The sequence below is a fragment of the Rhizobium leguminosarum genome, from assembly GCF_004123835.1.
Lineage (GTDB): Bacteria > Pseudomonadota > Alphaproteobacteria > Rhizobiales > Rhizobiaceae > Rhizobium > Rhizobium leguminosarum_M.
In genome coordinates this window covers 182,349-205,502 of sequence record NZ_MZMU01000018.1, presented here as the reverse complement: position 1 = coordinate 205,502, position 23,154 = coordinate 182,349, and the positions used below count along the sequence as shown (strand labels likewise).

The 23,154-nt window shown below is 61.4% G+C and carries 18 protein-coding genes; 13 read left to right on the top strand and 5 right to left on the bottom strand.

Annotation, left to right across the window (positions count from 1 at the left end; all coding sequences use genetic code 11):
• Positions 1 to 12: 12 nt before the first annotated feature.
• A complete protein-coding gene (locus tag B5P46_RS25685; protein WP_129421196.1) occupies positions 13 to 2,334 on the bottom strand; it encodes an alpha-L-rhamnosidase in 2,322 nt (773 codons plus the stop codon).
• Between the two features lie 143 nt (positions 2,335 to 2,477).
• Between B5P46_RS25685 and B5P46_RS25680 the strand changes: the two genes are divergently transcribed.
• The gene (locus tag B5P46_RS25680; RefSeq protein WP_129421195.1) at positions 2,478 to 3,545 is read left to right on the top strand and encodes a LacI family DNA-binding transcriptional regulator; all 1,068 of its coding nucleotides are present in this window, start codon (positions 2,478 to 2,480) and stop codon (positions 3,543 to 3,545) included.
• Positions 3,546 to 3,649: 104 nt separating this feature from the next.
• Here the strand turns inward: B5P46_RS25680 and B5P46_RS25675 are convergent, their stop codons facing one another.
• Positions 3,650 to 4,561 (bottom strand): dihydrodipicolinate synthase family protein, encoded by a 912-nt coding sequence (locus B5P46_RS25675; protein ID WP_129421194.1) that lies wholly within the window; start codon positions 4,559 to 4,561, stop codon positions 3,650 to 3,652.
• Positions 4,562 to 4,709: 148 nt separating this feature from the next.
• Here B5P46_RS25675 and B5P46_RS25670 point away from each other — a divergent pair, with 148 nt between their 5' ends.
• Both B5P46_RS25670 and B5P46_RS25665 read left to right on the top strand, forming a co-directional pair.
• Positions 4,710 to 5,414: a GntR family transcriptional regulator gene (locus B5P46_RS25670; protein ID WP_129421193.1), complete on the top strand. Its 705-nt coding sequence runs from the start codon at positions 4,710 to 4,712 to the stop codon at positions 5,412 to 5,414.
• Positions 5,415 to 5,616: 202 nt separating this feature from the next.
• Positions 5,617 to 6,357, top strand: a complete 741-nt coding sequence (locus tag B5P46_RS25665; RefSeq protein WP_129421386.1) for a hypothetical protein — start codon at positions 5,617 to 5,619, stop codon at positions 6,355 to 6,357.
• A gap of 83 nt (positions 6,358 to 6,440) precedes the next feature.
• On the opposite strand, the gene B5P46_RS25660 is transcribed toward B5P46_RS25665, so the two are convergent.
• The 3 genes from B5P46_RS25660 to B5P46_RS25650 all read right to left on the bottom strand — a co-directional run bounded on the left by B5P46_RS25660 (position 6,441) and on the right by B5P46_RS25650 (position 10,291).
• Positions 6,441 to 7,676 (bottom strand): serine hydrolase domain-containing protein, encoded by a 1,236-nt coding sequence (locus tag B5P46_RS25660; protein WP_245456300.1) that lies wholly within the window; start codon positions 7,674 to 7,676, stop codon positions 6,441 to 6,443.
• A 179-nt stretch (positions 7,677 to 7,855) separates the two neighbouring features.
• On the bottom strand, positions 7,856 to 9,193 hold the full coding sequence (locus tag B5P46_RS25655) for an alpha-L-fucosidase (RefSeq protein ID WP_129421192.1): 1,338 nt from the start codon (positions 9,191 to 9,193) through the stop codon (positions 7,856 to 7,858).
• 90 nt (positions 9,194 to 9,283) lie between these two features.
• Positions 9,284 to 10,291, bottom strand: a complete 1,008-nt coding sequence (locus B5P46_RS25650) for a LacI family DNA-binding transcriptional regulator (protein WP_129421191.1) — start codon at positions 10,289 to 10,291, stop codon at positions 9,284 to 9,286.
• A 192-nt stretch (positions 10,292 to 10,483) separates the two neighbouring features.
• Here B5P46_RS25650 and B5P46_RS25645 point away from each other — a divergent pair, with 192 nt between their 5' ends.
• The 10 genes from B5P46_RS25645 to B5P46_RS25600 all read left to right on the top strand — a co-directional run bounded on the left by B5P46_RS25645 (position 10,484) and on the right by B5P46_RS25600 (position 22,801).
• Complete coding sequence (locus B5P46_RS25645) at positions 10,484 to 12,409, top strand: ABC transporter substrate-binding protein (RefSeq protein ID WP_129421190.1); 1,926 nt, start codon at positions 10,484 to 10,486, stop codon at positions 12,407 to 12,409.
• A 102-nt stretch (positions 12,410 to 12,511) separates the two neighbouring features.
• Positions 12,512 to 13,498: an ABC transporter permease gene (locus tag B5P46_RS25640; RefSeq protein WP_129421189.1), complete on the top strand. Its 987-nt coding sequence runs from the start codon at positions 12,512 to 12,514 to the stop codon at positions 13,496 to 13,498.
• Positions 13,499 to 13,511: 13 nt separating this feature from the next.
• Complete coding sequence (locus tag B5P46_RS25635; RefSeq protein WP_129421188.1) at positions 13,512 to 14,645, top strand: ABC transporter permease; 1,134 nt, start codon at positions 13,512 to 13,514, stop codon at positions 14,643 to 14,645.
• Complete coding sequence (locus B5P46_RS25630) at positions 14,635 to 15,684, top strand: ABC transporter ATP-binding protein (protein ID WP_129421187.1); 1,050 nt, start codon at positions 14,635 to 14,637, stop codon at positions 15,682 to 15,684. The genes B5P46_RS25635 and B5P46_RS25630 overlap by 11 nt, the downstream gene beginning before the upstream one ends.
• Positions 15,684 to 16,742 carry an ABC transporter ATP-binding protein gene (locus B5P46_RS25625; RefSeq protein WP_206735400.1) on the top strand — a complete coding sequence of 353 codons (1,059 nt, stop codon included), beginning with the start codon at positions 15,684 to 15,686 and terminating at the stop codon, positions 16,740 to 16,742. The genes B5P46_RS25630 and B5P46_RS25625 overlap by 1 nt, the downstream gene beginning before the upstream one ends.
• The gene (locus tag B5P46_RS25620; RefSeq protein WP_129421185.1) at positions 16,742 to 17,575 is read left to right on the top strand and encodes a 5-deoxy-glucuronate isomerase; all 834 of its coding nucleotides are present in this window, start codon (positions 16,742 to 16,744) and stop codon (positions 17,573 to 17,575) included. Before B5P46_RS25625 ends, B5P46_RS25620 begins: the two co-directional genes overlap by 1 nt.
• A gap of 69 nt (positions 17,576 to 17,644) precedes the next feature.
• A complete protein-coding gene (locus B5P46_RS25615) occupies positions 17,645 to 19,513 on the top strand; it encodes a GH39 family glycosyl hydrolase (protein WP_129421184.1) in 1,869 nt (622 codons plus the stop codon).
• Positions 19,514 to 19,543: 30 nt separating this feature from the next.
• Positions 19,544 to 20,362, top strand: coding sequence for a sugar phosphate isomerase/epimerase family protein (locus B5P46_RS25610; protein ID WP_129421183.1), 819 nt, complete (start codon positions 19,544 to 19,546; stop codon positions 20,360 to 20,362).
• Positions 20,363 to 20,366: 4 nt separating this feature from the next.
• Entirely contained in the window at positions 20,367 to 21,383 is a 1,017-nt protein-coding gene (locus B5P46_RS25605; RefSeq protein WP_129421182.1) for a hydroxyacid dehydrogenase, read from the top strand.
• The gene (locus B5P46_RS25600) at positions 21,380 to 22,801 is read left to right on the top strand and encodes a mandelate racemase (protein ID WP_129421181.1); all 1,422 of its coding nucleotides are present in this window, start codon (positions 21,380 to 21,382) and stop codon (positions 22,799 to 22,801) included. Before B5P46_RS25605 ends, B5P46_RS25600 begins: the two co-directional genes overlap by 4 nt.
• The last annotated feature ends 353 nt before the right edge of the window (positions 22,802 to 23,154 follow it).

Sequence of the window (23,154 nt, the reverse complement as noted above, 5' to 3'; positions counted from 1 at the left end):
CGTGTATGCTCCTCAAGAACTGGGTAGGGAAAAGACCAGCTGGTGCGTCCCGGAGGGAAGAATGGCTTCCCCGACAACAGGCTCTCCGTCGAGCGACGGGTTTTGATGCCGTTTTCCGGGTCGGAACCGGCCGATGCAGCCCGCCGGAAGGGTCAGCACATAGGTGACCTTGTTGCCGTCGCACTGCCAGCCGGCCTCGATGCGTCCCTGGCTGATATCATGATAGGCCGAAACCGGCGAAAGGGACGGAATCGGCGCGGGATCGACGATCACCTCGGCAAATCCGGGCGCGCTCGGACTCGGCGAAATTCCGGCGACGCTTTCGAACAGCCATTGGCAGACGGCGCCATAGGCATAGTGGTTGTAGCTGTTCATGTCGGGTTCGTAGATGGTGCCGTCGGGCGCCATGGAATCCCAGCGCTCCCAGATCGTCGTCGCTCCCTTCGAGACCTGGTAGAGCCAGCCCGGTACATCCTCCTGCAGGAAGACCTTTTCAGCCAGATCGTCCATCCCGAGCTTCGTCAGCGCCGGCAGCAGGGCAGGCGTGCCGATGAAGCCGGTGCCGATCTTGTAGTCGGCATCGATGATCACCTGTCGGAAATGCTGCTGTGCGGCTTGCATGTGGTCGGCCGGTATCAGCTCGTGCAGGAAAGCCAGCGCATAGGACGTCTGATCGTTATGCGCGAGCCGTCCCGATGGCGTGATGAACTCGTTGGTGAATGCCAGCCGGATTTCGTCGGCGCGCTGTTTCATTCGCTCTTCAAGCGCATGCTCGCCGAGCGTGGCTGCGATCCTTGCCAGAAGGTCGGTCGAGATGAAGTGGTAGAGTGTGGCCGCACAATCGTCGGCGATGGTCGGGCGAGGCTTCCGGTTGTCGCCGACCGGCTGCAGCCAGTCGCCGAAGGTAAAGCCGCGGTCGCCCCAGCGCGACGGCGGGCGCACGAGCGGACCATCCGAGATCGACCAGACGAAATCGACCCAGCGCACCATCGAATCCAGGCATTCTGCCAGAACCGCCCGATCGCCGTAATGGGTGTAGAGAACCCAGGGGATGACGACGATCGCGTCGCCCCAACCGGTCGAGCCGGCATAGCCCGGGAAATTGGCCGGATGCAGACGTGTCGGATCCGGTGAAAAATGCGAGACGGCGCCATCCTCGCGCTGATCAGCCATCACATCCCGCAGATACTTTCTCAGGAAGGATTGGCTGTCGCTCAGCCAGCAGGCGGTTGCGGCAAACACCTGCGCATCGCCCGTCCAGCCCAAGCGCTCGTCGCGCTGCGGGCAATCGGTCGGCACTTCGACGAAATTGGCGCGCTGCGACCAGATGGTATTCTCGACGAGGCGATTGACCAGTGCATTGCCCGAGGTGAAACCGCCGGCGGGTTCCGGTACCGACGAAATCGGGACGGAGGCGATCGCCAGGACCTTTGCTTCGCCTGTGATGGTCACCCTGGCATAGCGGAAGCCATGGAAGGTGAAATGCGGCGCGTAAGTCTCCTCACCGTCGCCGCGCAGCGTGTAGACGGTGTGCGCGGCGGCCGTGCGATAGTTGCGATTGTCGAAGTGACGATCGGGGCCGAGAACTTCCGAATGCTCCACCCGCACTTCGGCGCCGGCAATGCCGCGGACCGTATATCTGATATAGCCGCCGGCATTCTGGCCGAAATCGTAGACCGTCCTGCCGTCGTCGTCGATCCAGCTGTCGACCGGGGCGAGTGGCCGCAACTCCCGCACCGCCGCAGTTTCGTGCGCGACGAGCAATTCCCTTTCGAACGGCAATCTCTCGGTGCCATGCGTCTCGACGAGATTTGCCTGGCGGGCATCATAGACTTCCCCGAAGTAGATCCCCGACTTCAGGATCGGCAGAACACCGCTTCGCCATGAGGTGTCAGTCGAAAGAATGGTGCCATCAGGTCCGATCAGATCGGCGATAGTGCCGATCCTGTCGCCCCAGCAGTTCGGGATCGCTTTGGCGCCCCACATCAAAGGCGACCGGTACCACCCGTCGGCAAGCCAGATCTCGATGCGGTTCTGGCCCAGCTTGAGCAGATTCGAGACATCATATCGCTGATAGGCAAGGCGGTCGTCGTAGTTCGTCCAGCCTGGGGTCAACAGGTCGTCGCCGACGCGAACGCCATTGATAAAGCAGCGATAGAGGCCAAGTGCGGAGATGAAGAGATCGACGGGGAGCCCCGAGCCATCATGCTCAAAAGTTTGGGAGACGAAGCTTGCGGCCGTTCCCTGACCGCCATCCGATAGTGGCGCGATCATATCCCCGGACCAGATACGCGAAACGAGGTTGCCACTGATGGCTGCCGGCTGAAAGTTCATCAAGTCCTCCCGACGAGTTGTAGAACGTTCTCCATATAACGTTCTACATTTTCTTCGGAAGCGCAATAGAAATTTCATTGCCAGTCTGCCATGGTGGTTCCGCGGGCGCTGTTGACGACTCGCAGCCGCAAGCCAGAGATTTCATGCCCATCGAAGACAAACAAAAGCCGCAACGAAACGATCGCGTGACGATCCGGACCGTGGCAACCCATGCAGGCGTATCGGTCGCAGCGGTTTCCAAGGTGATGCGCAACGCCTACGGGGTGAGTGACGCGTTGCGCGCAAAGGTGACGGATGCCATCGAGGCGCTCGCATATCGCCCGTCGCGGGCAGCCAGGGGGCTGCGCGGCCGAAGCTTCACCATCGGCGTGCTCCTGATCGACATTCGCAATCCCTTCCTTCCGGAGGTGATTGCCGGCGTGAACGAGGTGCTTGGGCCTTCGCACTACCAGGCGATGATCGGCGTCAGCGATGCGCGCGTGCAGCTGGAGACGTCGTTGATCGAGTCGATGATCGACTACAAGATGGACGGCCTGATCCTCGTTGCGCCGCGCTTGCCCTCGGAGATCCTCGCAAAGTTCGCAGTCCAGATACCGATCGTCGCGGTCGGTTACCACGATGCCAGCGCTACGGCCTTCGATACCGTCAACGCAGACGATCAGCGCGGCGCCGAGATCGCCGTCGAAGCGCTTCTTGCCTGCGGCTATCGCGATATCGAGATGCTCAGCCTTGGCGAGCGCCAGGGGCACGCGGTCTCCGTCGTCCGCCAGCGTGAGATCGGGTTTCGCCGGGCGATGCAGCGTGGCGGGCTCGGCTCCTCGCCAGCGATCGGCAAAATTCCGATAGCCTCGCCAAAGCGGGAAGAGGCGATGCGAAAATTCCTATCGAGGAAGGACAGGCCGCGCGCCGTATTCTGCTGGAGCGATCTCGACGCGATCACCCTTCTGAGCCTGGCTATGGAGATGGGCGTGCGCGTCCCCGAAGATCTCGCCGTCATCGGATACGACAATTCGCCGACCGCAGCACTCGGCCTCGTCAATCTCGCAAGCATCGATCAGTCGGGCAGGGAACTCGGTCAGGTCGCAACCCGAGCCCTCATTTCCAGAATAGAAGGCCGCACCGCTTCCGAGCATATTTTCCAGATACCGTCACTGGTCAGCCGCAACAGCCTGACCCGTTCCGGCAGCGGCACGGATATGAAGCAAGGCTGATGGTCGGAGTGTCTGCCGCGATCGAGCGTGGCTGGCTCTCACCTGAAAGTGGCGAGAGATAGAAAGGCCGGCAGCAGCTATCCGCGTTTGCCGGCCCAGTTGTTTCAGGCAGCCTGGCGAATCTTCGAGGGACGCGTGGCGGCGGCCTTCTCGACCATGGCGGTGACTTCGGCGCGGCGGGCGCCCGAAAGCGGCAGGCGCGGCAGGCGGACGCGCTCAGAGCCGCGGCCCATGATCTGCTCGGCAAGCTTGATCGACTGCACGAGGTCGTGTTCGGCATCGAGGTGCAGAAGCGGCATGAACCAGCGATAGATTTTGCGGGCCTCTTCCCAGTCGCCGCGTTCGGCGGCGGCAACCAGCTGCACGGATTCCTCCGGGAAGGCGCTGGTCAGGCCGGAGACCCAGCCCTTGGCGCCGAGCATCAGGCCTTCGAGCGCAACGTCGTCAAGGCCGGCGAAGATATCGAAACGATCGCCGAATTCGTTGATGAGATCGGTGAAGCGGCGCGGATCCGGTGCGCTTTCCTTGACGGCCTTGATGTTCGGCACGTCGGCAAGCACCTTCAGCACATCGGCGCCGATGTTGACGCGGTAGGCCGGCGGGTTGTTGTAGAGCATAATCGGCAGCGAGGTCGCTTCGGCGACGGTGCGGAAATGCGCGATCAGCTCTTCCGGCTTCGGCACATAAACCATGGCCGGCAGCAGCATCAGGCCGTCGGCGCCGAGCTTTTCGGCATCGCGGGCATAGGCGACGGCACGGCGCGTGTCGAATTCGGACACGCCGGTGACGACGGGTACGCGGCCGTTGACGACCTCGACGGCGGCTTTCAGGATCGTGCGCTTCTCATCGGGATCGAGCGAATTGTTCTCGCCGCATGTGCCCATGACGATCAGCCCGTTGACACCGTCGTTCACGAGCGCGTCCTGGACACGCTGGGTGGCAGTCAGATCCACGGAAAGATCTTCGTTGAATTGTGTCGTTACGGCGGGAAATACGCCCTTCCATCCTGTTGTCATCGATCAAACCCCGTTGAAATCGGTTGCGTTATATACAAACTGTCGACAAGATTCAATCGTCTGGATTCTGAAATTGAAGGCAGGAAGACCGCCGTTGCGGGAATCGGCCGAAACGCAATACAAGGCTCTGATGTCAGGGGAGGGATGGATGCAGGACGACGTGGAGAATGTGCGGGTGCGCGGTTCCGGCACGCAGAGCGTTTACGTCACGCTGCGCCGGGAAATCCTGTCGATGGCGCTGGAACCTGGCAGTCCGCTCGATGAAGTGCGGCTGTCGGAGCGCTTCAGGATGTCGAGGACCCCCATTCGCGAAGCGCTGTTGCGGCTCGCAGCCGACGGGCTGGTCACGACCCTGCCGAACAGGAACACGATCGTTGCGACGATCGATTTCGCAAGCCTGCCCACCTATTTCGAAGCACTGACACTGATGTACCGGGTTACGACGCGCGGGGCCGCGCAGCGGCGAGATGGCGACATCATGAAGACCATCCGCCTGCATCAGAAGGACTTCGCCGCCGCCGTTGCCGCGCGCGACGCCTATGCGATGATCGAGGCGAACCGCGAATTTCACGTGGCGATCGCCGAGCTTGCCGGCAATTCCTATTACACGGCCTTCTTCGCCAGGCTGCTCGACGAAGGCCGGCGCATTCTTCGCCTGTACTACTCGACATTCGACGACCGTCTGCCGCGCCAGTATGTCGACGAGCATGAGGAGATCATCGCCGCGATCGAGGCTGGCGACGCCGAGCGGGCCGACCGTCTGGCGATCGCGCACGCCGCGCAGATCGTCCGCCAGATCCAGGAATATATTGCCCGCGATCTCGACCGACCGCTGGCGATCAGCATAACCTGAAACGACTGGGGGTCAGGAGGCGGAGGCTACCCTCCTGCACATTCGCGATATGGTGGGCCGTTTCTCGCGGCATCGGACGTATCGACCGGACCGAGGGCTGCCGGCAATTCGATGCGTTAAGTATTCATTCAGAAACGTTACTTGCTTTCTGGCGTGCTACACGATTGACTATGATCAAACCTATAGTCACGAGGATAGGATGATGGATTTGTTCAGAAAGGAGGACGATGACCCTGCTCAACAGCGGAAAATGACACTGCCGGGAAGATATAGAAATATAGCATCGATGCTTTCGATCACAGTGGTTGTCTTGTCGGTATTCTTGATATCGCTTGGCGCTTTAATTGAGTTTTTTCAACCTGAGTTTTTTCCAAATATCATTCTCGATAAAGTCCCTTTGCACTACATTGCCTGGTTCATGATTACTTTCGGGATAATTATCGCCGCCATCAATGTGGTTTTGGCGGCAAGACGGGAGATCGAGCAAGAGCGAGCCGAAAGCATGCTTCCATCGGACGCAGTCGAGACCAAAAGGCAGACTTTGCGTGACCTTCGAATACATCGAAACGGCTATGCGCGCTCCTCTAAGGTCAGTCAGCATCTCTGGAATTTCCTCACATTGGGGATCATCGTTTTGAGCGGTCTCTCATCGTTGTTTTCGGCCTATGGCCCAGTTGTCCCCAAATGGCTGCCAATGACGGCCTCCGCGCTCGTCGCACTCTTCGGCGTGATAATGGTTCAATTTCGCGTCAGGGATGTCTGGCAGTTGAGAGAGCAGGGAAGGATTGAAGCGGAGATGCTCGTCGCCGATGCCCATCTCATAGAGACAACAGACAACCTTGCAACGCTCAAACAGGCCGTTGCCCTTAGAAAGCGCGCCCATGCACTCGATATGAAGCAACTCAACCAGCTTTTCGTGGAAACCACCGAAGCCAATCCGTAAGCCACTGTCGGCATCCGGCGGGACCGACCGAGCCGTTTATCTGAACGGGCACCATCTCCCGCCCGCTCAGGCAGCACCGGTTTTCAACTGGCTGTCAGGCTGGGCAAAAATACCTCGTACAGCAGGGCAGCAGGTGCTCGCCATTGGTCGGGAGAATCGTAATTGCCTGTAGTAATGGAAAGGACGAAGTTAAGACCCGGGAAAACAAACAGCCGCTGCCCGCCATTCCCAATTCCGGCCACAAAGCGCTCGCCATAGGTCCCTGTCTTATCTGTAATGGCTTCCTCGCCCACATACCACAGATAGCCGTAATGCATTCCCGGCCAACCGATATCGACTATAGCGGCGGGCTGGAAACTCTGGTCAAGCCAGGATTTGGGAACGACAGAACGACCGTCAGATCTGCCACCGTCCAATATCATCTGCCCAATTCGAGCAAGCGAGCGTGGTGTCATCCGCAGCCCCGATGCGGCCGACGCTTTGCCGTCTTGGCCCCGGATCCACTCGATGGTGTCGATCCCGAGAGGGGAGAACAGCTTTTCGCTTGCGAATGCCGGCAAGGATTGACCGGTGCCTCGCTCAATGATCTTGCCAAGCAGTGCAACAGCCCCGCCACTGTAGATCCATCCGCGTCCGGGCTCCGTAAGGATCGGGCGATCTAGGATGAAGCGATAGCGATCCTGCGCCTGCTCCATGGCGATCTCGCTGTTGGCCGCATCGGTATAGGGGGCATTTTCGTTCCACTCCATAGCAAGCGTCATCGACAAGGCATGTCGGATGGTCAGGCGTTTGCGCTGCGGGTCACCGGCAAGGTCGGGGTATTCGGGAAACTGCGCGACGATTGGCTCATCAAGCGCTGGCACGCGACCCTCTTCAAGTGCGATGCCATAGAGCAGACCGACGATGCTTTTCGTGACGGACCTGATATCGTGGAGCGTGTCCAGCCCGAATCTGACATTCCCGAGTGGCTGCCCCCACTTCATATCGTTGCCGTCGATATACCGCTCGAAGACGATACGACCGCCGCGAAGGGCTACAACCCCGTGCAGGCCCGCAAGCCTTCCGCTTTTCTCCAAATCGTCAAAGCGTTTTACCGGATCGGACTTGAATCCTGTCTCGCCCGAGGCAGCAATCTGTAGGTCGGTATGCTTTCCATACGCGATGGTCGGTGTCGTGCTCACCACTATCGTTGCTCCATGTACTTGAGGATCTTGCTGCAATTTATTCGAGTGGTCATTGCTAGCCGATCCTGGCGCGAAATTCCATTGGGCTTTGCCGAGCTTAACCGGGAAGGCATCGCCACACCCGTCCGAGGTCATCAAGCACGTTACCCCGCTCGGCTGGCAGCACGTCAGTCTCACCGGCGATAATATCTGAACCCCGAACGGCGGCCTCGATCTCAGGCCGCCGCGGCGTGAAGCTTTCGTCCTCGCAGCTTGATCATGTTCTCAAAAGTCGGACTGATTCATCACTTTCGTGTCGTGATGCCAGCTGCATCTCAATCCTGAATGCCAGCCGCGCTCCCCGCCTTGAGCTTGACTTCGATGACCGGGACCACGATCTGAGGTCGGCGCACCGGCAGGACGAATGTCATTTGATCCTCACCGACGGGGAACTGGGTGTTCGCCCACAAGGTATTGGCGGACGGGCGCAGCCAGGTGACCTCACTGCCATCATGCAGGAATTGCGCATATTCGACTTTCCCTGCCAGCGCATCGAAATGCAGATGGCGATAGGGCCAGTTGAAGAGGTGGATGTAGAGACGATCGCCATTCTGGGTCAGGCGGCAGTCGGCCGGAGCGGGGAAGTCGGACTGGGTGCAGCCGACGATGCTGCGCTCGTGCAGTGCCATCCACTCCTCGTAAGCGGCAAGGGCTGCAATCGCGCGGTGGTCGAGCGTGCCACGCGCCGTTGGGCCGACATTCATCAGCAGATTGCCGCCCATGGCAACGGTACCGACCAGCATCTGCACCAGTTGTTCCGTGCTTTTCCAGGTGTCCTCGTCGCGGTGATAGCCCCAGGAACCGCTGAGCGTATGGCACGCTTCCCAGACGACGCGCCTGCCATCGCGAAGCGGCCGGGCGCGCGGCATATATTGCTCCGGCGTGACGATGTCGGGCTGCAGGCCGGCGAGATCGAGCCGGTTGTTGATGATGATATCGGGGGCGAGTTCGCGCACCAGACGCACGAGTTTCTCGCTTTCCCAATCCTGATGGCCCTTTCCGACCAGCTCCCCGAGCTTCCATTGCGGATAGCTGAAATCAAACCACATGATGTCGATCTGGCCGAACTCAGTCAGCAACTCGCGGACCTGCTCGCGCATGAAGGCGGCATAACGCTGCATGTCCCGGCCTTCATTGATTTTCAGCGCATCGGGATGATTGCGCTGCGGGTGGCGCGGATCGACGGTGAAGTCGGGATGATGCCAGTCGATCAGCGAATAGTAGAACCCGATCCTCAGGCCCTCCGCACGGAAGGCGTCGACGAACGGGCCTAGCAGATCCCGCCCATAAGGCGTGTTGGTCACCTTGAAGTTGGTGGCCTTGGTATCCCAGAGGCAGAAGCCTTCATGGTGCTTGGTCGTCAGCACCACATATTTCATGCCGGCAGCTTTCGCGCGTCTGGCCCATTCGCGGGGCTCGTAGAGATCGGGATCGAAATGATCGAAATATTTCTGGTAGTCGGCGTCGTTCAGTTCTTCGCGGCTCTTGACCCATTCATGGCGTGCCGGCAGCGCATAAAGCCCCCAGTGCACGAACATGCCGAACCGGTCGTGAACGAACCAGGCCTTCTTCTCCTCAGGCAGGGCCAGTGACTGCAGATTGTTGATATCCATCGGATATTCCTCCTGTTCCAAACTTTAAGAGTTGGAGCATGATGTCGTCCGAAAACCGCTCACACTTTTCGGCATCATGCTCCGTGGCGTTCATGTCGTTTCGCGGACGATGAGCTCGGGCACGATGACGATGCCGTGCTGGCGGTTTCTGGTGGCGATGCGGCTGAGCAGCAGACGCACGGCTTCCTCCCCCATTTCGCGTTTTTGCACCCGCAAGGTGGTGAGCGCCGGGGACAGCAGTTCGGCAGTCGGAATATCGTCGAAACCGATCAGGGCGATTTGTCCGGGGATAGAAACGCCGGCAGCCCGGCAGGCCTTCATGGCGCCGATCGCATTGAGGTCGTTGTAGCAGACAAGAGCATCGATACCGGGTGCTTCCGCCAGCAATTGCGCGGCGGCCGTTTGCCCGCCCGCTGCGGTCGGATCGCAATAAACGATGCCCTGTGCCTTGAGCCCGTGGATCGCCAGCGTCTTGCGAAAGCCGACAAGCCGGCTCTTGCCGCCAAACGAACTGCGCGGCCCGGCGATGATCGCTATCCTGCGGCGTCCGCGCTCGACCAGATGGTCGATGGCACGCGACGCTCCCGTCTCGTAGTCGGTGACGATCGTTCCGGCGACCTCGTTGGGCGCCTCGCGGTTGATGAGCACCACGGCACGGTGGGGCGCAAGGGCCTTGTGAAGCGCAGCGTCGGGCAGTCGCGGGCTGCAGACGATGATCCCGTCGACCCGGTGCCGCAACAGCGTTTCGATGAGTTCTTCCTCCCGCTTGCTGTTCTCGACGACATTGGACAGAAGCAGGTTGTAGCCGGCAGCGCTCGCGGCATCCTCGGCTCCCCTGATGACTTCGGGAAAGAACGGATTGGTGATGTCGGGAACGAGAAGGCCGATGGCCTTCGATCGATCGGACCGCAATCCGCGCGCAAAGGGATTGGGCCGGTAATTGAGTTCGCTCGCCGCTAAAATAATCCGCTGACTGGTCTCCGCACTGGCTCCGCCCCGATCATTGAGCACGCGAGATACCGTCATCGGCGACACCCCTGCGGCGCGGGCGACATCGGCGATGGTTATTTTGGATTCTGGCTCTTTGGGGCGGCTCAACGGGATCGTCTCATCAAAAGGGGCAGGAATTTACGATAACGATAACTAACATAATTTCGGGGAAAGCCAAGGCTGATATGGGCAAAGATGAGGTGCCGAGAATCTCTTTGACAAGATTGAACGGTAACGATAACGTTGCAAAAGAGGAGAATACGTTAACGATAACCTAGAGCGGAACATTGGGAGGAAAGAATGCAACACGTCAGAATTTTAAGACGGCAGATTGTCTCGACCGTTGCCGCGGCGATCCTCATGGGTGTCGGTTGGGCCGGTGCCGCATTCGGCTTTGAGGAGTCGCCGGAACTGAAGGCGCTCGTCGATGCCGGCAAGCTGCCGCCGGTCGAAAAGCGGCTGCCCAAGGAGCCGCTGGTACTCACTCCGCTTGAATCGGTCGGTACCTATGGCGGCACCTGGCGCACGGCCACCTTTGGCGGTGGCGACAGCGAGATCGAACGTTCGATCGGTTATACAAGACTGGTCCGCTGGAATCCAGAATGGACCGAGGTGATCCCCGATCTCGCCAAGAGCGTCGAGGTCAATGCCGATGCCACCGAATATACGTTCACTTTGCGGGAAGGCACGCGCTGGTCGGACGGCGAGCCCTTTACCGCGGACGATCTTGTGTGGTGGAACGAGAACGTGCTTCGCAACACCAAGATCACCCCTGCCGCACCCAGCTGGTTGACCGCGGGCGGAGAGACCGTCAAGGTCGAAAAGCTCGCCGACGACAAGGTCGTCTTCAAATTTGCCGCGCCGAACGGCCTGTTCCTGATGAACATGGCCACTGTGCGCGGCTCCGATATTCTGGCGGCCGCACCGGCCCACTACCTCAAGCAATTCCACAAGGATTTCAATCCCGACGGTGTCGACGCCCTGGTGAAGGCAGCCGGCGCAACCGACTGGGTCCAGCTCTTCAACAACAAGATCGGGTTTCCCGGCCGCTGGCGCGATCTCGGCCGTCCAACGCTCGATGCCTGGGTGTTGACCGCGCCCTATAATGGCACCACCCAGGTCGTTGGAGAACGCAATCCATACTATGCCAAGGTGGATACCGCAGGAAACCAGCTGCCTTACTTCGATCGGATCACCATCGATGTGATGCAGGATACCCAGGCAATCATCCTGAAGGCGATCAGCGGCGAAATCGACATGCAGAACCGCTTCATCGAGACGACGGACGCCCGTACGGTGATCGTGCAGAACCAGGAAAAAGGCGGTTACGGCCTGTTCATCGCCCGGCCGGCGTGGTCGAACGCCCTGCTGATCACTCTCAACCAGACCCACAAGAATCCGGCCTTGCGCGCCGTCTTTTCCAACAAGGATTTCCGCATCGGCCTCAGCTACGCCATCAACCGCGAAGAGCTCAACCAGCTGATCTATGCCGGACAGGCCAAGCCTTATCAGGCAGCACCGCGTGAAGGCACTGCGCTCTACGACGAGAAGACGGCAACGCAGTATCTGGAGTATAATGTCGATCTCGCCAATCAGTATCTCGACAAGGCCGGCCTTACCAAACATGACGCCGAAGGCTATCGCCTCGGCCAGGACGGCAAGCGGATTACATTTGCGATCGATGCCTTGACCGGAAGCCCGATCCAGGTGGACGCCCTCGAGATGATCCAGCGCTACTGGCGGGCCGTCGGCATCGACATGCAGCCCCGCCCGGCCGAACGTTCGCTGATCTTCTCCCGCCTGCAGAATAATGAGAATGACGGCCTGGGATGGGTCGGCGGCGGTGGCTACGATTTCCTCGGCCTGCTCGATCCCAAATGGTATTTCCCGCACGAATACGAATCGAGCTTCGCGACGGCCTGGGGCCTCTACTACCAGAACCCTAAAGATCCGAACGCGCAGGAACCGAGCCCCGCTGCCAAGAAGCAGATGGATCTCTACCGGCAGGTGAAGGAAGCGCCGACGCTCGAAAAGCAGTTGGCCGCGATGAAGGAACTGCTGGCGATCACCCGTGACGAATTCTACGTCATCGGCACCAACCTGGAGCCGGACCGCGTCGGCATCGTCAAGACCAATATGCGCAATGTCCCGAAAGTCATTCCCAGCACATCGTTCTACATGACGCCGGGACCGGCAAAGCCCGAGACCTTCTACTACCAGCAATAACGGAACGCGACCGACAGGGATGGCGCCCGCGGGCGCCACCCGATCGACACCAGCCCAGTCCCAATCATCCGATCGGCGATCGCCGATTGAAGGAGCTTGACCATGGCCGGCTTCATCATCAGACGCCTGCTTTACATGATCCCGATGATGTTCGCGATCTCCGTCGTGACCTTCATCATCATCCAGTTGCCGCCCGGCGATTTCCTGACCGCGATGACCGCGCGTCTTGCCTCCCAGAACGAAACGATCGATCCAAGCGTCATCGCCGGCCTGCGTGAACGTTATGGTCTCGATCAGCCCTGGGCGGTCCAATACTGGAAATGGATCAGCGGCATCCTGCTGCGCGGCGATTTCGGCCAGTCCCTCGATTGGAACAAGCCGGTCAGCGAGCTGATCTGGGCCCGCATGGGCCTGACGATGGTGGTCTCGGTCACCACACTGCTCTTCGTCTGGGCGGTGGCCTTTCCGATCGGCATCTATTCGGCGGTGCGGCAATATTCGGTGGGAGATTACTTCGCCACCTTCTTCGGTTTTCTCGGCCTTGCCATCCCGAACTTCCTGCTGGCGCTGGTGCTGATGTATGTTTCGGCACAATATTTCGGCCAAAGTACCGGCGGGCTGTTTTCACCCGCCTATATCAATGCCGTCTGGAGCTGGGCCAAGCTCGGCGATCTCATGTCGCATATGTGGATCCCGGTCGTCGTTCTCGGCACCGGCGCCACGGCAGCGCTGATCCGCATCATGCGCGCCAACCTGCTCGACGAGCTCAACAAGCCCTATGTCGACATGGCCCGCGCCCGGGGCTTGAGCGAAATCCGGCTGTTATTGAAATATCCGGTGCGGGTGGCGCTCAACCCCTTTGTCTCGACCGTCGGCTGGGTGCTGCCGCACCTCGTCTCCGGCTCGGTGGTGGTCTCCATCGTTCTCAGCCTGCCAATCACCGGACCGCTGCTGCTCAACGCCCTCTTTGCCCAGGACATGTATCTGGCCGGCACGTTCATCCTGCTGATGAGCATGCTGACGCTGATCGGCACGCTGATTTCGGACCTGCTGCTCGCCTGGCTCGATCCACGCATTCGCAACGGCTGAAGGGACGATACCAATGACCGATCAAGCCATCGCGCTATCACCTGAACGGATCAAGAATTCCGACGCGGTCGCCGGGCAATGGAAGCTCATCTGGCGGCGCTTCCGTCGCCATCGGTTGGCGCTGGCGGCAGGCGTCGTCATCTTTTTGATCTACCTGGTCGCCCTGTTTGCCGAGGTTCTCGCCCCGGTTTCGTCGCAGACCTACGATTCCCGCTACACCTATGCGCCGCCGCAGCAGATCAAGTTCGCCGGCTACGACGCGACCGGGCAGTTTCATCCGCTTTACGTCAACGGTTATTCGATGAAAGTTGATCCGATCGCGCTTAGCCGCAATTACGTGCCCGATCCGGCCGTCGTCATCCCCCTCGGCTTCTTCGTCAAGGGCGAACCCTACCGGCTCTGGGGGCTGTTTAATTTCGACCGGCACCTGATCGGCCCGATCGAGATGGGCAAACCATTCTACCTGTTCGGCGCCGACCGGCTGGGTCGCGACGTCTTCAGCCGGACGGTCCACGGCACGCGCGTTTCGATGTCCGTGGGGCTGATCGGGGTCGCAATCAGCCTCATCCTCGGCATCGTCCTGGGCGGCATTTCGGGGCTCTACGGCGGCTGGGTGGACGATGTGATCCAGCGTTCCATCGAACTCATCAACTCTATCCCGACCATCCCGTTGTGGATGGGCCTTGCGGCTGCCGTTCCGATCAGCGCCGATCCGCTCCTGGTCTATCTCTGGATCACCATCATCCTGTCGCTGATCGGTTGGACCGACCTGGCGCGGGTGGTGCGCGGGCGCTTCCTGTCGCTCAAGACGGAAGACTTCGTGATCGCCGCCCGTCTCGACGGCTGTTCGCAGATGCGCATCATCTGGCGGCACATGGTTCCGTCCTTCATCAGCCATATCATCGCCTCGGTGACGCTCGCCATCCCGACGATGATCCTCGCAGAAACCGCGCTCTCCTTCCTCGGCATCGGCCTGCGCCCGCCGGTGGTGAGCTGGGGCGTGCTGCTCCAGGAGGCGCAGAACATTCTTGCCGTCTCGAGCGCACCCTGGCTGTTTCTTCCCGGTCTCGCGGTGATCGTCACCGTGCTCGCCCTCAATTTCCTCGGTGATGGATTACGCGATGCTGCAGATCCCTATGAATACTGATCCCAATTTTGCCGCAGCCGGCGGCCGGCACGGGGATCGTGACCTGCTGATCGAGGTCGATGATCTCAGGACCCATTTCTTCGGTGGTGCGGGCACGATCAAGGCGGTCGACGGCGTCTCCTTTTCCATCCCGCGCGGTAAGACGGTCTGCGTCGTCGGCGAATCCGGTTCGGGCAAGAGCATCACCGGCCGCTCGATCCTCAACCAGGTTCCGCGGGGAGGGCGGATCGTTTCGGGGGCAATCCGCTACCGGCCCGATCCGGCAGCACCCTCGGTCGACCTGGCGGCGCTCGATCCGCGCGGCCATGATATGCGGGCGATCCGCGGTGCCCAAATCGGCCTGATCAGCCAGGAGCCGATGGCCGCACTTTCCCCCGTCCATACGATCGGCAACCAGATGGTCGAAGTGATCCGCCTGCATCTGAAGATGGGAAGGAAGGAGGCGCGCGAACATGCCATCGAGACATTGGCTCTGGTCGGCATCCCGCGGCCGGCCGAGCGTATGGAAAACTATGCCTTCCAGTTTTCCGGCGGCATGCGCCAGCGCGTCTGCATCGCCTTGGCGCTCGCCTGCCGCCCCAAGCTGCTGATCGCCGACGAGCCGACGACGGCGCTCGATGTGACCACCCAGGCCAATATCCTCGATCTGCTGGCCTCGCTGCAGGCCGAATTCGGGCTCTCGGTCCTGTTCGTGACCCATGATCTCGGTGTGGTGGCCGAAATCGCCGACGAAGTCGTTGTCATGTATGTCGGCCGGGTCGTGGAGGCAGGCAATGTGGACACGATCTTCCACGCACCTGTTCATCCCTACACCAAGGCGCTGCTGCAATCGGTGCCGCGCATGCATGGGCAACCCACCGAACGGCTCGCGATCATCGACGGCATGGTGCCCTCGCGTTTTAACCGGCCCCAGGGCTGCAGCTTTCATCCCAGGTGCAAAGAGGCGAGGGCGGGCCTGTGCGATCAAAAGGATCCGCAGCCCGTCGCCATCGGCGACGGGCATGTCGCCAGCTGTCTGCTTTACGAAGGAAGACAATGATGGCCGATCCCATGACCCAACCAAGCCCGCTGCTCGAACTGACCGATCTCAGGATGCATTTCCCCATTCGCAAGGGCGCATTCCGGCGTGTGGTCGGACACGTCAAGGCGGTCGACGGCGTTTCGCTTCGTGTCGAGGATGGCGAAACACTCGGCATTGTCGGGGAGTCCGGCTGCGGCAAGTCCACGCTTGCCCGCACGGTGCTGCGCATCTATCAGCCGACAAGCGGCGAAATCCGTTATCGCAATCGCAGCGGCGGCACGGTCGATCTCGCGGCGTTGTCGGGTTCTGCCCTCGACGAAATCCATCGCGACCTGCGCATCGTGTTTCAGGATCCGCAATCCTCGCTCAATCCGCGCCTTCCTGTCATCGACATCATCGGCGAGGTGCTGAGCGTCAACGGCATCGCCAAGGGCCGGGAGCTCGAGCACCGGGTCGCCGAGCTGATGCAGAGCGTCGGCCTGCGGCCCGAATATATGCACCGCTATCCCCATGCTTTCTCCGGCGGCGAGCGCCAGCGCATCGGCATAGCCCGGGCGCTGGCCTCCAATCCGCGGCTGGTGATCGCCGATGAGGCCGTCTCGGCGCTCGATGTCAGCGTGCAGGCACAAACCATCAACCTCCTGCAGGACCTGCAGGAACAGTTCGGTCTGACCTATCTCTTCGTCGCCCACGACCTCTCGGTCGTCCGGCACATCTCGGACAATATCGCCGTCATGTATGTCGGCCGGGTCGTCGAAAAGGCGCCGACGGAGCAGATCTTCTCGCGCCCGCTCCACCCCTATACCGAAGCACTGCTCTCCGCCGTGCCGATCGCCGATCCGAGGATGCGCCGCCATGGCCAGCGCATTCGGCTGGCGGGCGAGGTCGCCGATCCCGCCCATCCGCCTCCCGGCTGCGCATTTCATCCGCGCTGCCGCTACGCCACCGAGCTTTGCAAGCAGGAGGTGCCGACCTTACGCACCGTCACGGCCGATGGGCACGCAGTGGCCTGTCATTACGCCGAATCCTTGTCGCTTAATCCCTTCGCCGACCGTACCGTTCCGGAGTTCAATTGATGCCCGAATTCATTCCACGCTCCGAGCAGCGCCCTATTGTGGATACCTCCTCCACGACGCTCGATCTCATCTACTTCGATCTCGTCACGCTCGCCGCCAACGAGCAGGACATCCGGCGGCTGCCCGCGCACGAAAGCCTCTACGTCGTGCTGTCGGGTCAGGTGGATATCGAGGTGGATGGCATCATGTTCGAAGCTGTGGGCCGGCGAGCCGATATCTGGGGAGGCGATGCGGACTCGGTTTACGTGCCGGTCGGCGCCAATGTCCGGATATCGGCTCACGGCGGACCTGCGGAAGTCGCGATCGCGGGCGGTCTCTGCGACACGCGCTACGCCCCGTTCCGAGTGACGCCCGATGAGGTTGACGCGGTCAATGTCGGCTCGTCGGACACGCACAGCCAGCGGCGGATCGTCCATCTGCTCGGCCAACGGCAGAACGGACGCTGCGGCAACCTGCTGGTGAGCGAACTCTATGCCGGCGAAGGCTGCTGGTCCGGCTATCCCCCCCACAAGCACGATACCGAAGACGGCGATGTCGAGACCCGGCATGAAGAACTCTATCACTACCGCTTCCAGCCCGAGACCGGCTTCGGCAGCCAGATCACCTATGACGAAGACGGTCCGGTCAAGATCCTCATGACCCGCAACGGCGACACTGTCCTGGTCGACCGGGGTTACCACCCGACGGTCACCTCGCCGGGGCATCGCGGCTATATCTTCACCATCCTCGTCGGCAAGCATCGTCGGGGGCTGATCCAGCGCTTCGATCCCGCCCATCAGCATCTGACCAAGACCATCCCCGGCATCGATGCGATGCGCGACAAGTTCAAATAATCCGGCTCCTGGCCTCGTGCGCCGGCATTGCGGCGCACTGCCAAACGTCCGCCCAAGGAGAGACGACCCATGCGTGAACGTACGCGAATAAACGTTGATGCCAGTGAAGCGGTGCGCCCGTTCAACCGGTTCTGGCGCGGCACCGGTTTTTCACCCGCCGAGCTGCTGCTCGAGCCCGAGATGCGCCAGATGCTTGCCTATATCGGCGGCCTGCCGAATGAGGGCATCAAGTTCCTGCGCGTGCATTATCTCTACAATCTGCTGAGCGCAAAGGGCGGGGCCGGCGGCTACGACTGGTCCCTGCTCGACCGCGCGCTCGATGTGATGATCGAACACCGGCTGAAGCCGTTCTTCGAGCTGATGGGCAACCCGTCGGGTGTGTTCACCGATTATGAGGATATGGATCAGGTCAAGCGCTGGCGCGATCTGGTGACGGCGACTGTAGATCGCTATGGCGCGCGTTACGGCATGGACGAATTGCGCACATGGTATTTCGAAACGACGAACGAGGCCGACTCCGGCTGGTGGACCTACGGGATCAAGGGCTACACCAACTACTACGACGCCTGCGTCGCGGGGCTCGATGCCATCGATCCGAGCCTGCCGATGGGCGGGCCTGGCACCGCCCGCACGCTGTCGCCGATCTTTCGCGCCCTCATGGCTCATTGCGACAGCGGTATGAGCTGCCTAACCGGCGATGGCCCGCCGCGCATCGACTACATCTCCATCCACGAAAAGGGCGTCAACGGCAGCAAGGAAGACCTGACCCCGAAAACCAACGGTATCGTCGACCGCACGCTTCTCGTCGTCGACTATCTCAAGGAGCATCACCCGCGCCTGGCGGGCCTGCCCATCATCAACGATGAATGCGATCCTCAGCTCGGCTGGAGCGATCACCATAGCTGGCATGGCAAAGCCTATTACGCCGGTATCATCGCCCGCATCATCGAACAGCACGACCGGCGCATCATCGCCCCGAAAGCGGCGAATTTCACCTTTCTCAGCAATGACCACGCCTTTATCGGCGGCTGGAGCCAGCGCACGATCTTTGCCTATTTCGGTTCGCGCAATTTCACCAAGGCGCAGTGGGAGCACAAGACCAATCTGGATATGCTGGTCACGGATGTCGACAGGGCGCCGCCCTTCGACATCATCAAGAAGCCCGGCATCACATCGATGGAACTGCTGGCAACGCTCGGCGATACCGTTTGCAAGGTGACCGCCGAACCACCGCTTGCGCCCGACCAGGATGGCCTGGCGATCCTGCCGACACGGCTGCCGGGCGGCGGTGTTTCCATCAGCCTCATCCATAGCGTCGATGCCATCAACCGCTCGGGCCGGACCGCCGTCCGTCTCGAAGTGAGCGGTTTGGTTCCCGGCCGCCACGCGCTTTGCCTGCTGCGCATCGACGAGGAATTCACCAATCCGATGGAGGTCTGGGAAGCCCAACGCGACGAAAGCAACCCGCGTGGGCTCTTCGAGCCGGTCGGCGCACCGCCCGCACCGACCGAGGCGCAGTTTGCCGAAATGCGTCGGGCGCAGGAGCCCGCCTTGCTGCATCCGATCAGCGTCGTCGACTGCGACGATGGCCGGATCAGTGTCGATCTCGATGTGCCATTGCCGTCGCTGACGCAGGTGCTTGTCGTTCCCGACACCGGCGCGGCCCCGGCTACACCGACCGGCCTTGTCGTCGAACGCTATCTCGGTCACGGCGGCCGGGAAGAACGCATGCTGTTCTGGGCTGCGGGCGATGCCGGGCCGGCCATTTTCTACGATATTCTGGTCAGCACCGATGGCGGGACTTTTGAAAAGGTCAGTTCCGCCCCGCTGATCTCGACAGCGTTCCTGCACATGTCGCCGCCTGAGGGCGTGCGTTATGCGGTGTGCGCCCGCGATGCATTCGGCCGCCGCAGCGAGCTTTGTATCGCCCGCTCATGAACAGCGCCTTTCTCTCTGGGGATCTGATCCATGGATATCGCCTATTTCACCAAGACGCTGGAGGGCCTGCCGCTCGAGAGGGCGGCCGAAATCACCGCCGGTCTGGGCTTCGACTGTGCCGATCTTCTCGTCCGCGACGGCCACACCGTTTCCCCTGACAGGCCGGAGGAGATCGTCAATGCGGTAAAGCTCTTTGCCGCGGCCGGCCTGCGCACGCCGATGGCGACCATCGATTCCACGCGGCCCGACAATGCCGCATCCCGACTGCTCGCTTGTTGCGGTGAGGCTGGCATCGGGCAGGTCCGGCTGGGCTTCTGGCGTTACGACCCGCTGCGACGCTGGCAGGTCCAGGTCGATGAGGCGCGGGGTGACCTCGACGGCCTCGAGCGTCTGGCCGAACGCTTCGGCATCAAGCTGACCATCCAGCTTCACGGCGGGACCTTGCACAGCTCGGGCGCGCTGGTCGTGCAATTGCTGGCCGGGCGCGATCCGATCCGGATCGGCGCTTATCCCGATCCCGCCAATCAGATCATTCGCGAGGGGAGCGAGGACTGGCGTCTGACCCTCGATATTCTCGATCCCTGGTTCTGCTGCATGGGCGTCAAGAACAGCGGTTGGTCGCCCGGTGCTTACGGATCCCACGGCCAGCGCGTCTGGCATTCGGACTGGTATGGGCTCGATGAAGGCATGGTGCCCTGGAACGAAATCGTCCCGCATCTGGTGGCCGCCGGCTTTACCGGCGTGCTCTCGATGCATTCCCAATACCGCGTCTCCCGAGAGCAGGCGCTCGACAAGGTCCGCGCGGATCTTGCCCATCTCAGGCGCTTGGTCGCCGCAGCGAAAGAGTAGAACCATGAAGGAACAGGCTCCCGTTATCGCCGTACTGCTGACCGAAAAGACCCGCCGGATGATGCTGGACGATGCGGCGATTGCCCAGTTGAACGCCCTTGGCGAGGTGCGTTGGCCGACCGCCACCACGATCGACGCCACCGATGTCGACCGCCTGCTGCAGGGCGCTGTCGCGTGCCTCACCGGATGGGGCACGCCGCCCTTCGATCCCGCCGCGCGCCAACGCCATCCGCAACTCGCCCTCGTCGCCCATTCGGCCGGCAGCATCCGCACGCTCGTTCCCGCCCGCCTGTTCGACGATGGCCTTCGCGTCACCCATGCCGCCTCGAAAATTGCCGCCTCGGTTGCCGAGTTCGTCGTCGCCGAAGCGCTTTTGGCCATGCGTGGCATTCATCGGCTGCATCATCAATTGCGCAACGGCGGCGAATGGCTCGACGTCCGCGCCGCCGTGCCGCAGAGATTGCTTGGCGCCAGAACGGTCGGCATCGTCGGCGCCGGATATGTCGGCCGGGCGGTCATGCGCCTGCTCGTTCCATTCGGCTGCCGCGTACTGGTCGTCGATCCCTTTCTCCATGATAGCGAGGCTGCTGCGCTCGGCGTTTTCAGTGTCGGGTTAAACGATATGCTGGCTCAGAGCGACGTGATTTCCCTGCATGCGCCTGTCCTGCCCGAAACGCGCCGCATGATCGGCGCTCGCGAATTGGCGCTGCTGCGCCCCGGCACGCTGTTCATCAATACGGCGCGCTCGCAGCTGGTCGATGAGGCAGCACTGCTTGCCGAAATCCGCTCCGGTCGCATCGAGGCGGCTCTCGATGTCTTTGACGACGAGCCGCTGCCTCCGGATAGCCCCTTCCGCGACCCCGCACTGGCCAATGTCACCATTTCGCCGCACGCCGCCGGTCACACCGAAGAGGCGCATCTCTCCCAGGGACAGGCCATGGTGGAGGAAATCGGTCGGCTGCTTCGCCGCGAACCGCTCCATCACGAAGTGTCCCGCGCCATGCTCGACCGCATGGCATGACCATGGACAGAAGCATTGGAGGTTCCGTGACGGCGCCCCGCATCAGAATCATCGAGATCGACGCCTTCGAGCGCGATGTCAGGCTGCGCCTGCCGTTCCGCTTTGGTGCGGCAACCCTCGAAACGGCGCCGCAAGCCTTCCTGAGGGTCCGCGTCGAGGATGAGGAGGGACGAACCGCTCTTGGCGCCGCCGCCGAGATGATGGTGCCGAAATGGTTCGACAAGAACCCGGCGCTGACGCCGGCGCAGAATGTCGATCAGTTGCGCACCTCGATCCGTACCGCTGCGGATGCTTCCCTCGAGCCGTCTGCGTCGACGACATTGTTTGCCGCCGCCCGCCTGAACGAGATGGAGACCGTGCGGCGCCTACCTGGAAATCCATTGGCCGCCTGTTTCGGCCCTGCGCTCATCGCCCGCGCCGCGCTCGACGCCTATTGCCGCCTTGCCGGCATTTCCTTCTTCGACGCGGTGCGGAGCAACCTCGTCGGCATCGGCGGCCCCATGCTGCCCGACGATATCGACGCGGATGTAGCGTTGGCGGTGCTTTCCGATCTTCGCCCTGCCGGCTCGATCTCGGCCCGGCATACGATCGGACTTGTCGATCCGATCAGCGAGGGCGATATCGTCCATCCCGTCGGTGACGGCCTGCCGGAAAGCCTCGAGGCGGTGATTACCCGCTATGGCAACCGCTGGTTCAAGATCAAGCTGTCAGGCGCGATCGATGCCGATATCGACCGCCTGACCAGGATCGCCGCCGTGCTGGACCGCCTGCCCGACTATCGGGTGACGGTCGACGGCAACGAACAGTTTGGCGCCGTCGAACAGCTCGCCGCCTTGCTGGCGCAAATCGAGGCGACACCCCGGCTGGCGAGGTTACGCGCGGCCATTGCCTTTGTCGAACAGCCGTTCGCGCGCGCGATTACCATGGAGACGCCGCTCGGGGATCTGGCGGCGCAATTTCCTTTCCTGATCGATGAGAGCGACGACAGCGACGGCGCCTTCGCCGGCGCCAGGCGGCTGGGATATACCGGCGTCTCCTCGAAAACCTGCAAAGGTATCTACCGCTCGCTCATGAAGGCGATCCGCATCAGAACCGGAACCGCGCCGGGACTGTTCCTCTCGGGCGAGGATCTGACCTGCCAGGCCGGGCTCGCCGTGCAGCAGGATCTGGCGCTGGTCTCGCTGCTCGGCCTCTCCCATGTCGAGCGCAACGGTCATCACTATGTCGCCGGCATGCAGGGGGCGTCGCAGGCGGAGAAGGCGCGCTTTGCCGCGGCCCATCCCGATCTCTACGAGCAGGGTGCCGAGGGACCGCTGCTGTCGATCCGCGACGGCCGGATCGCCATCGGCTCGCTCGGGGCGGTCGGCTACGCGAGCGGCGCCCTGCCCGATTTCGAAGCCATGACGCCATTGTCATGACGCCCGGCAATGTTCAGCATGAGATAGGGCCTGCTGCCCTGTTGAACTTTTCGATCTGTCCGGCAAACGCGCCTTGATCACCCGGAGCATCGATCACCCCGTTCCTCCAATTGAAATGTCTTCCAGTAGAGCATGACGCTCTATTCGAACGTTTTCTGCGCGGCCTGATTGGATCCCGGGACTTAAGAGAGCAGCAATTGAGATATAATTTTTTGAATCAAGCGTCAGCAACCAAATCTCGGCAAGTATAACTTTCCGCTCCGCGAAGCGGCAACGCAGAATATTTCGATGTGCCTTGGACACACGACACTCCGGATTGAACTGAGGTCGAACTCTAATAGCTGTGCGGATGT

Excerpts from the sequence above, each read along its gene's own strand:
- B5P46_RS25685 (WP_129421196.1), bottom strand. The coding sequence starts at position 2,334 with ATGAACTTTCAGCCGGCAGCCATCAGTGGCAACCTCGTTTCGCGTATC.
- B5P46_RS25680 (WP_129421195.1), top strand. The coding sequence starts at position 2,478 with ATGCCCATCGAAGACAAACAAAAGCCGCAACGAAACGATCGCGTGACG.
- B5P46_RS25675 (WP_129421194.1), bottom strand. The coding sequence starts at position 4,561 with ATGACAACAGGATGGAAGGGCGTATTTCCCGCCGTAACGACACAATTC.
- B5P46_RS25670 (WP_129421193.1), top strand. The coding sequence starts at position 4,710 with ATGCAGGACGACGTGGAGAATGTGCGGGTGCGCGGTTCCGGCACGCAG.
- B5P46_RS25665 (WP_129421386.1), top strand. The coding sequence starts at position 5,617 with ATGGATTTGTTCAGAAAGGAGGACGATGACCCTGCTCAACAGCGGAAA.
- B5P46_RS25660 (WP_245456300.1), bottom strand. The coding sequence starts at position 7,676 with ATGACCTCGGACGGGTGTGGCGATGCCTTCCCGGTTAAGCTCGGCAAA.
- B5P46_RS25655 (WP_129421192.1), bottom strand. The coding sequence starts at position 9,193 with ATGGATATCAACAATCTGCAGTCACTGGCCCTGCCTGAGGAGAAGAAG.
- B5P46_RS25645 (WP_129421190.1), top strand. The coding sequence starts at position 10,484 with ATGCAACACGTCAGAATTTTAAGACGGCAGATTGTCTCGACCGTTGCC.
- B5P46_RS25640 (WP_129421189.1), top strand. The coding sequence starts at position 12,512 with ATGGCCGGCTTCATCATCAGACGCCTGCTTTACATGATCCCGATGATG.
- B5P46_RS25635 (WP_129421188.1), top strand. The coding sequence starts at position 13,512 with ATGACCGATCAAGCCATCGCGCTATCACCTGAACGGATCAAGAATTCC.
- B5P46_RS25630 (WP_129421187.1), top strand. The coding sequence starts at position 14,635 with ATGAATACTGATCCCAATTTTGCCGCAGCCGGCGGCCGGCACGGGGAT.
- B5P46_RS25625 (WP_206735400.1), top strand. The coding sequence starts at position 15,684 with ATGGCCGATCCCATGACCCAACCAAGCCCGCTGCTCGAACTGACCGAT.
- B5P46_RS25620 (WP_129421185.1), top strand. The coding sequence starts at position 16,742 with ATGCCCGAATTCATTCCACGCTCCGAGCAGCGCCCTATTGTGGATACC.
- B5P46_RS25615 (WP_129421184.1), top strand. The coding sequence starts at position 17,645 with ATGCGTGAACGTACGCGAATAAACGTTGATGCCAGTGAAGCGGTGCGC.
- B5P46_RS25610 (WP_129421183.1), top strand. The coding sequence starts at position 19,544 with ATGGATATCGCCTATTTCACCAAGACGCTGGAGGGCCTGCCGCTCGAG.
- B5P46_RS25605 (WP_129421182.1), top strand. The coding sequence starts at position 20,367 with ATGAAGGAACAGGCTCCCGTTATCGCCGTACTGCTGACCGAAAAGACC.
- B5P46_RS25600 (WP_129421181.1), top strand. The coding sequence starts at position 21,380 with ATGACCATGGACAGAAGCATTGGAGGTTCCGTGACGGCGCCCCGCATC.